Annotated in this window: 10 protein-coding genes; 6 read left to right on the top strand and 4 right to left on the bottom strand. The window is 45.8% G+C overall.

The annotated features are described in order from the left end of the window. The first annotated feature begins 53 nt into the window (after positions 1–53). Positions 54–227, top strand: a complete 174-nt coding sequence (locus H6G17_RS33220) for a hypothetical protein (RefSeq protein ID WP_206757198.1) — start codon at positions 54–56, stop codon at positions 225–227. A 602-nt stretch (positions 228–829) separates the two neighbouring features. Further along, positions 830–3370 carry a DEAD/DEAH box helicase family protein gene (locus H6G17_RS31425; protein WP_199317165.1) on the top strand — a complete coding sequence of 847 codons (2541 nt, stop codon included), beginning with the start codon at positions 830–832 and terminating at the stop codon, positions 3368–3370. Between the two features lie 82 nt (positions 3371–3452). Here the strand turns inward: H6G17_RS31425 and H6G17_RS31430 are convergent, their stop codons facing one another. Genes H6G17_RS31430 through H6G17_RS31440 form a run of 3 tightly spaced genes read right to left on the bottom strand, consistent with a single transcriptional unit; the run spans position 3453 to position 4565 of the window. Continuing rightward, on the bottom strand, positions 3453–3959 hold the full coding sequence (locus H6G17_RS31430; RefSeq protein ID WP_192162538.1) for an aspartyl/asparaginyl beta-hydroxylase domain-containing protein: 507 nt from the start codon (positions 3957–3959) through the stop codon (positions 3453–3455). Continuing rightward, complete coding sequence (locus H6G17_RS31435) at positions 3956–4336, bottom strand: type II toxin-antitoxin system VapC family toxin (RefSeq protein WP_192162540.1); 381 nt, start codon at positions 4334–4336, stop codon at positions 3956–3958. The genes H6G17_RS31430 and H6G17_RS31435 overlap by 4 nt, the downstream gene beginning before the upstream one ends. Then, complete coding sequence (locus H6G17_RS31440; protein WP_192162542.1) at positions 4329–4565, bottom strand: AbrB/MazE/SpoVT family DNA-binding domain-containing protein; 237 nt, start codon at positions 4563–4565, stop codon at positions 4329–4331. Before H6G17_RS31440 ends, H6G17_RS31435 begins: the two co-directional genes overlap by 8 nt. A gap of 626 nt (positions 4566–5191) precedes the next feature. On the opposite strand from H6G17_RS31440, the gene H6G17_RS31445 reads away from it, so the two are divergent. The 4 genes from H6G17_RS31445 (at position 5192) to H6G17_RS31460 (ending at position 7918) form a co-directional block, all read left to right on the top strand. Beyond that, on the top strand, positions 5192–5854 hold the full coding sequence (locus tag H6G17_RS31445) for an AAA family ATPase (RefSeq protein WP_192162544.1): 663 nt from the start codon (positions 5192–5194) through the stop codon (positions 5852–5854). Then, on the top strand, positions 5854–7056 hold the full coding sequence (locus tag H6G17_RS31450) for a ParB N-terminal domain-containing protein (RefSeq protein ID WP_192162546.1): 1203 nt from the start codon (positions 5854–5856) through the stop codon (positions 7054–7056). Before H6G17_RS31445 ends, H6G17_RS31450 begins: the two co-directional genes overlap by 1 nt. 17 nt (positions 7057–7073) lie before the next feature. After that, complete coding sequence (locus tag H6G17_RS35055) at positions 7074–7325, top strand: hypothetical protein (protein ID WP_347276495.1); 252 nt, start codon at positions 7074–7076, stop codon at positions 7323–7325. A gap of 224 nt (positions 7326–7549) precedes the next feature. After that, a complete protein-coding gene (locus H6G17_RS31460; protein WP_192162551.1) occupies positions 7550–7918 on the top strand; it encodes a hypothetical protein in 369 nt (122 codons plus the stop codon). 217 nt (positions 7919–8135) lie between these two features. Here H6G17_RS31460 and H6G17_RS31465 read toward each other — a convergent pair whose 3' ends face one another. Next, the gene (locus H6G17_RS31465) at positions 8136–8564 is read right to left on the bottom strand and encodes a hypothetical protein (protein ID WP_192162553.1); all 429 of its coding nucleotides are present in this window, start codon (positions 8562–8564) and stop codon (positions 8136–8138) included. Between the last annotated feature and the right edge of the window lie 127 nt (positions 8565–8691).

Below are 8691 nucleotides of genomic sequence, written 5' to 3' on the forward strand. Positions count from 1 at the left end.
TGTCTCAAGTAAAATTTATTGAATCAATCTTTGGAATTGCTGCATAGAGAAATGTGAACGATACAGATCGTTCGTCTCTAAAAGATCTTTGCGACACAACCCCCAATAATATCGTGCCTAAAGCCGAGCGTAGCGATCGCTGTTGCCAAACTCTAGCAGATTTATTGCAATTCTCAACGGTCATATTTTTTCTCCGTAACCGCTCTGTCACTAACATCGATCGGTAGATATATTGCACGTTTTCTTTAGTAATCATGGGGATCTTGTCCCTCTTTACTTCTATAAAAAGAGATGCTCAAGTTTTTGAAAACCGAAATTTTACGATTTTTTTAATCTGGCAAAAATTTCGGTAAATTCACAGGTAATAAATCTGACTTATCTTCTAAGAAGAACTAGCTAATATGTCGATAATTAAAAAATAATTCGCGGTTGATGCCATTTGCACTATCCAATAACGTATTGAGTTAGGGATCGGAAGCTGAAGGTTTAATTTGACTTTAGAGTTTAAATGAAATTAAAGCCGCGATCGAGTAGGGTAACATTCACCCATCGACAAGTCATAAAAGGTAGAATTTTTATATTGGCTTTGAAAAAGGATGCTTCCTGATGCGAAGGCGATTTACACCCAATCAAAAACTTTCGATACTGAGGCGTGCTAACTATAGGTGTGAGATTTATAGTACGCCATTAAGCCAGGAAAATTTTGAAGCCGACCACAGAATAGCTTACTCCCAGGGAGGAGCGACCCAAGTTTGGAATGCCTTGGCTTTATGTATAAGGTGTAACCGCCAAAAGTCTGACCGAGCATACAATAGCTAGGAGTAGAGCTGTGGACAACTACTTCCTCTCTTATCATAAAGTCGTCCTGACTCGAATTACTTCAGGGCAAACCCAACTGTACCCTCATCAAATCGAAGCTTTGCTAGCAATCTATCAAAAAGCTTGTACGGGAGAAATGGATTCAACCGAACGAGCTGCGGCTTTAATTTTGGCAGGAGTTGGCACGGGGAAAACTATTATGCAAGCACTCGTCCCCTACATCCTTGCTCCTTGGATGCGAGGAAGACAGGCAATTTTCTTATCAGATAATTGCACATTGCGTAATAGATTTGTGAAGGATTTTCCCTGCGATCGCTCGCACCGACCGATTTATGAGCAATGGCTGCTCTATAGTTTGAAAGTCTTGCCTTCAGGAGTTCTGCCACCTCGAATAGTAGAGTTAGATGCGAGCAATTTCAACAGCTACGCTTACACCTTGCGTCAAGCAGATATGCTCGTAGGCAACCGCCAATTTTTATTGAACCTAGTGCAACGGGGCGATCTCCAACCAGAAACAGTCGGTGCAATTATTTGTGACGAGGCGCACTTCTCTGCCGCTGCTAGCTACCGCACTATTTTTAGCTATTTCAAGCATTCTCTGATTACTTATTTTACTGGCTCCAAATTTCGTTCCGACAGTCAACCTCTACCCTACATACGTTATGAAGAAGTAGAGGATGCCGACGAATTAGGCAGAAAAGCAATTAGATACGCGCCTATAGCGGACTACGAATTTACGATCCAGGATGCCTGGAGGTTAAAGCCTGCTCCAATCAAAAAACTGATGTACAAAGAAGCTACTAGCACTGCTTTTTTGGTTGAAGAAGATGGTCGGGAGATTGAGTACGACCCAGAAGAATTTATTCTCAAAGCGCAGAGCGATCGCACTTGGTTTCGTCAAATTCTTTTAGCCAATTCCTTCTCGCTCCCCGTACTGGAGATGGCAGTCGGGATCTTGCTTGCTAAGCGCTCTACTACCGATCAACCTCACGCTATGCTAGTACGAGCGCTCAATATCCCTCATACCCATCGAGTCGCAAAGCTTTTAGAAGAAAATTTTCCCGCTCTTGAGGGGAAAGTGCTAGTGATTCATTCCGAACACGAGCAATACGATCTAGCAGGTCGTGCCAGCGTGCTATTGGAAAAATTTTACGCGGGCGAATACTGGGTAGTCGTCCATTGTGGAATGCTAGGCGTAGGTTTCGACCATAAGTGGATATCAATTTCTTGCTGCTTGTGCGTCCTCAAATCGATGTCCCCAGCCGAGCAAGAATGGGGACGAGCATTGCGAAAAGTGCCAGGAGCGCCAGCTGAAGCTTTTCCCGAATTAAATCATCCTAACTGGGCAGTTGTTGTCACTCATTCCGCGTTGGGATTGCGTCCTTTGTTCGAGCAGTTTCAGCATGGGGTATCATCTGATGCGATCAAGGATTTACCAACAGACAAGCCGATCAAACCCGTACTAACAGCTGCCTACGAAGCAGGTGAAACCGTGCTGCAACTGTCCAACACTGCAAGCGTGAAGCAGGGAGATCTGTTAGAAGTGCGCGTACCCGTGGTAGCTCCAGAGTCGCGATCGCCCAAGTTTTCCTTACTTGAGGAACTGGGGCGGACCAATAGCTTACCAGAGGCAAGTGCTAGCAGCAGCGCGACAGTAACTCCCAATGGCAGCGTTGGCGAGGATGCACAATTTCAGCAACTTGAGATCGACTTAACTAGTCCAGATGAGCGGCGATCGCCAGATGTGTTGCCCTGGCAAAAGGAAGCAGACGCAATCTCTCAAAAGTTACATGAGATTAGAAGTTATAAAACCTGTCAAATTCAGGTAGAAGCAGTAATAGATCGTCGACAAGTGCAGATCGCGCCGACATATTTCGACATACCACCTGGAGTAGAAATTGCTAGAGCTAAAACAGATCGCGAACTACCTACGGCGACGTTCTTGCACCATGTTGGGTTGGATTGGCAAGTTTTGGTTGATGGCAAATCGATTTCCTATCAGGATTACAAGAAAAAAATCGTGTTGCAGCAGCAGGGCATGGATTTGGATGCAGATGGAGAAGTTACGATTGGCGGTGTCCGACTCAAAAACACCATGCCTAGAGCAGCCTACGAGATTTTTCTCAAAGGACTGGAGGTAGAGCTATCCAAGGTAGAGATAGAAGTTCCCCAGAGCGATCGCGTCGTGCGGCTGGATAAAGCCAAGTTAGAATTGCAGGCGCGATATAGAGCGCAAGTAAGAAGTTTGGTTAACGAACTGTTTGGGCAACGCGGATTGATCGAAGATGGAGCCTCTGGTCGCTCTCTTGTAGAGCGCCCCGTAGAACTTTTAGCAAAAGCGATCGCCCGCGTACAAGAAAAGGGGCATGAGCCAAGTTTCGCGAATAATTCCGCTCTGCTACATTCAGCAGCATTTGGATATATCAAGGAACAAACAGGCTGTGGTTGGTCGGAGCATCAAGGCGAAGACGAATACCGCGAAGCAGTAAAATTAGCACGTCGTTTCGTGTTGCAGTTGAGAGAGCAACTCCAGTGGCGCTCGTGGCGCTAGGATATGTTTGAACTTTACTTTTTGAGATACTTGAGCTGAGCGAACCTGTGAGTGCTAATCGTGAGAAAGGGCGATCGCGCTTCTAGAATAGAGACAACTGTTGCTGCTGTTGGAGATATTGAGGTTTGATCTTGCGCCACGAAATTACCCAGCGCTTGGTAGTAGCAGGCGAAACGGAATGCAAAAGTTTAGAGTTGAAACCGATAACTTCGCCATCAGCAATTGAGTAACGTTCGTCTCCTACAGTCAAAAAAACCGGACAGCCGATGTTGACTTGCACTACCCAAGCTTCACTCGCCGTATGGTCGCGGTGGGGTTTGATGTAAGCCCCAGGCGGATAGTAGAGGAACAAACAAGCATGGTTGCCAGGGTAGAGACACTGCCCTAGTCGGTAAATTCTTTCATCATGCTCAGCATCAAAGATTTCCACCTGCTGCGAGAGGTTCCAACCTTTGTCAAACCACTTTTCCCGTCTCTCACCAACTGTATACTTACTCACGCTATTATCCAGGGTTGGAGTCTGTTCTTGACACCAATTTAGAAGTGCTGCTAAATCGGTTTTGATAAATCCGTGACGCTGAAAATTCATGGGCGAATAAGTTCAATAGGAATGCCCAAAGCAAAAGTTTGCCAGATTTGGTCGGCAGTCAGTGCCACTACTCCCAACGATCTTGCTAGTGCCAAACACGCCCTGTCTCCTAACGATAGAGCAGGAGCGTCCAGTCGAGCGGCGGCAACAGCTTGGTTGTAGTCAAATTCTTTGAACTCCAAACCAAGTCCCACTAAAGTTTGAGCGACAGGTTCTACCGCCAAGCTTCTAGCGACTAGTTTTCTAGCAACTTCCGACCAATTGACCACGGACATGAAGCAAATTGAATCTGTCAGAGCTGACTGCACAACATCAGCACCCCTTTCGTTGTTAAGCAAAGCTAGGACTGCCGAAGCATCAAGGACGTAGCTACTCATGGGCTGCCTGGTCGCGACGCTCTGCAATCAACTCATCTACTACAGAGGTAGGTGAATTAAAAGTAGAGCGCAACCGTGCAAAAGCTTCCTCTGGCTGTTCGAGTACAATCCGCTTTCCCTCTAAGCGAATAATCAACTTAGAGCCATTAACCAGTCCCAAAAGCTGGCGCAAGTCCGCTGGAATTGTCACTCGTCCTTGTTCGTTGACACGTATAATTGCTTCGGTCATATTAATAAGTCAGTGTCATGTAGTTATTAGTATGACACATATTTGGATTTAATCCCAAAAAAACTTTGTTTTACACCGATAATAGTAAGGAGTGAGGTAGCCCCGTATTTTCGCGATCGAAGCGGAGCATGACGGATGGCGATTTGAATCGTCGTCTTCAAGTAGGTGTAATGCTAGTTTATTGCCTCAATTCCACGTTTGCTTGCCCCTTTAAGGTCAGCAGTTTCGACAACTCTAACTCGTTTCATCATGCAATGGAGATCGCTAAGCGCGAAAAACAAGCAATTGCTATAGTGTGTTAGGCAAGTAGCCAATACTAGAAGCGCGAGCGCGGCTTTCCCGACTTCTTGCTACCCAAGTTAATGAATCGTAGAAAAACTTACGCGCTCTTGACATCTGGCTGGAATCGGCTTCCCCCGTCAATTGGAAAGATTTTCGGCTCTAAAATTTAGCTGTCCCGTAGAATTACAGGACAAGATTTCCAAGTTATTATCTTTTTTTCCCTAGCCAAGTAGAGGATTTGTGCTGTACAACATTCTCAGTTAGTTTGAGAGCGATTGCAAAGAGAGGGAAACAATGTACTGGACAAATCGAATTATATTAACTGATTTTTTCAGGAGGTAATCATGATTGTTGTTTGCGGTGGGATCAAGGGTGGTGGCGGAAAAACGACGATCGCCACTAATCTTGCTGTCATGCGATCGCTAGCAGGAAGAGACGTGCTGTGTGTAGATGCAGACGAACAAGACAGTGCTAGCGATTTCGCGGTAGTTCGGAACGAGGAATTATCTGGTAAAGCTGGTTTTACCGCTGTCAAGCTTCGGGGAGCTGCTGTTAGATCCGAGGCGATCAATATGGCTCCTAAATACGATGATGTCATCATTGATGCGGGTGGAAGAGATAGTTCGGGGCATCGAGCTGCGCTGTCAGTTGCTGATATTTACCTAGTACCGATATTCCCAGGAAGCTTTGACATTTGGACGTTAGAAGCAGTTTCTCGACTGATTGAAGAAGCGAGCGCGATCAACGAGCGTCTCAAAGCAATTTCCTTTCTCAACCGAGCAGATGCTCAAGGTAGCGAAAACGAAGAAGCAGCAGAAATTGTGAAATCAACTGTCGGACTGACATATCTCGACTATCCAATCGGTTTTCGCAAAGCATTTCGCAAAGCAGCAGCGTCAGGTAAAGCTGTGGTGGAGTATAAACCAAAGGATAAAAAAGCAGTTGAGGAAATTCAAAGGCTGTACGAAGCAGTATTCGGTCAAATTTGGATTCGGGAGGAGCGTTAATGGGACTTCGCAGCAAACCAGTATCCCCAGAAGCATTTATTGCTGGGGTAGATTCATCCTACAGTACCGATCTTCACCAACAAATTCAGAAGTTACAACAAGAACTGATGCTGGCGACTCAGCGAGAACGGGAGTTAGTCGCTAATATTGAACGAATGCAGTTTTCAGGTGGAGTAGAGCAACAACAGCTTCAGAGCGAGATTGCCAAATTACGCGATCGCCTCCAGCAGACTCAAGGTGTCGTTCGTTTCGCGATCGACAAGATCCGCCCCAATCCGAAACAGCCGCGTCAAACTTTTGGCGAGGAAGTCGAAGCAATGATGCTCTCGCTGCAAGCAGAAGGGCAGCTCGATCCGGTAATCCTGTTTGAGGATGGAACAATATTCGACGGTGAGTGTCGCTGGCGTTCCGGTCGAGCGCTCGGATGGACTGAGTTGGACTCTGTTTTTATTACTCGTCCGCAAGATGAAAAAACGCTGCTGCGTAAAGCTTATCTTTCCGGTCGTCACCGTCGCAACTTAAATGCCTTAGATCAGGCAGAAGCGCTAGTGGCGATCGCCTGCAACGAAATTGCAGACTTACCTCCTCAAGAAGTTCCCCGCATTATTAGTCGAGTCCTCAAGCGAATACAGCGCGTGCGGGAAATCAAACTGGAGAGTAACCTTCATTTGCAACCGCCCCAAAAGCAGCAGATAGCTATAGAGCAAATTAAAGAAAGGGTAGAAATTGATGCAGTTGAGGCTAAAGTTTGGATGCTCTTCCTGGGATTACAAGAACACCCTGCTTCACTCGATCGCAACATTTTTCCAACCCTCAGACTTTCGGTAGACCTAAAAGAAGCAATTCGGCATCAACGATTGGGCTGTCCTCAAGCATTAGCTCTCAATAGTTTGTCAGATGCTGAGCTAGCGATTGCCCAGAAGAAGGCGCTAGAACTCCGCGCTGCTGGAATTGAAGTAGTAACAACTCAAAATTTGTCCGAAGCAGAAACTAAGAAATGGGTGAAACAACAGAAGCAACGTTTTACGGGAGACAAACTTGTTTCGCAAGCGAGAAACAAACAGGGCGATCGGGCAATTGCCAGTCTTCGCAATTTAGATTTACAAATGCTGTTTTCACCAGAACAGCGTCAGGAATTAGAGGCTCTGCTGCGAAGCAAGCTTAAGCAGTTAGAAGAATTAGAGTTAAAAAATGCTAGCTGATGGGGAATAACTCATAAATGCCATCGAAAAAGGTTTCCGTCAAAGAATACACCGTCCGCGCTCACGAGCGTATAATTCACACGCGGTTATACAAGTTCATCTGTCAGCAGTGCAGCCAGCCAACAGAGAGGGAGACATATGGACCTAAACCGTTGTATTGCGAGAGTTGCCGTCCACCAAGCTGGCGAGCAATTGAAGATCCAAAGTCTAAAAAGAAGAAGCCTAGACCCGTACTGGTCAAACAGGCAAAGAGTAAAACAAAGGCGTAGCAGTTGGGAAAGAAAAAATAGAATGTAGCTGGGCAGCCAAAGCCGACACTTTTAGCTTTTTGGCTCAACGGCATTACGTTCGTCTCTTGCTCCCCGATGTCTAAATTTCACTTAAACAGTGCGATTGTCTGAAAGTATTCCTCAAGAAGCACGAGAGCATTTCCGCTCTGCGAACAACCCGCACAAGCACCCCAAACAGCGAGAATCGGCTATCCAAAGAACGAGTGCGTCTAACCTCTGCCGCGCTTGCTATCTTAGGTAGAGCAGATTCCCTCATTCCTAACGACTCTATGATGGAAAAATACCGGAAACTAATCAAACGCCAACGTCCTGAAAAGATCGAAGAAAGCGCTGATTCTGGAGCGAGAATACCTTCTCTAAACCAAGTTACCCAACCGATAAAGTCTCCAGATGCACCTGCTCTAGAGCAAGCGAGCGATGAAACAGCAGAAGTGCCAAGCTCGCCAGGGCGCTGGGAAGCTTTAAACGCATACCCATCGAACTCATTGACTTATTCTCAGTGGCAGCAAGAGCTGAGGGAGATCGAGTGGGAGATTGAGAACGAAGTTTGGGAGTCTTGTCCCTATGACTAAAATGTTAGTAGTTTTGACCTAACGGGAATTTTCGCTCGATTGCACAAGCGAGAGAACAACTTGGTTTGAGGTTGTCCTTGCTAGAAGAAAATTTTGGGATTGAGCGCTTGTGCGAAACCATTCCGAATCTCCTATTCATCCCGTTGATTTTGAGTAAGAAGTAGCCCTGACCAAGCTTTGCCTGTATTCGACATTCTCAATTCTTCAACATTGATGTTTAATCTGATGGTGAGACAGCGATCGCACCTAAAGAAACCCAAACTCCAGATTGACTGTAGAAATCTTCCCGTTGTTCTAACTCAAAATCTCCCGACAGAACAGCTAACCAAGTTTTGACTAATCTCATTTTCCGCTCCGACTTTAGTGTAGTTGTAGTTGAAGAGTCTATGTGTTCTACCAGCTCGACTAATGGTAAGCACCTGGCTGACGTACTCACAAAACAATCGGCGATCGCACGCTTCCAGAGCGAAAAATCTTCAGTATGGGCAAGCGCAACTATGAAATCTTTTTGCTTTGCATCAGATAGGGTTGAATTATCTTCTGCTTCTAGTTGTTCGACCATTGCCAATACTGCTGACTTATCTACTTGTCCGACTAGTGGGACTTTGTAGAAAAGTAAGAAAAAATAGAGATACAATACAGTCACCGAGGTAGTTTTACGTCAGTCTCAACAGGAGCAGCGTAAATGAAAGATCAAGTAAGTGCAGCGATGCCAGCATGTTTTGATAACTGGTGTCGTCGGTTCGACGATATATTTTCTCGCCAAAAGCAGA

This window comes from Chroococcidiopsis sp. [FACHB-1243], from assembly GCF_014696895.1.
Lineage (GTDB): Bacteria > Cyanobacteriota > Cyanobacteriia > Cyanobacteriales > Chroococcidiopsidaceae > Chroococcidiopsis.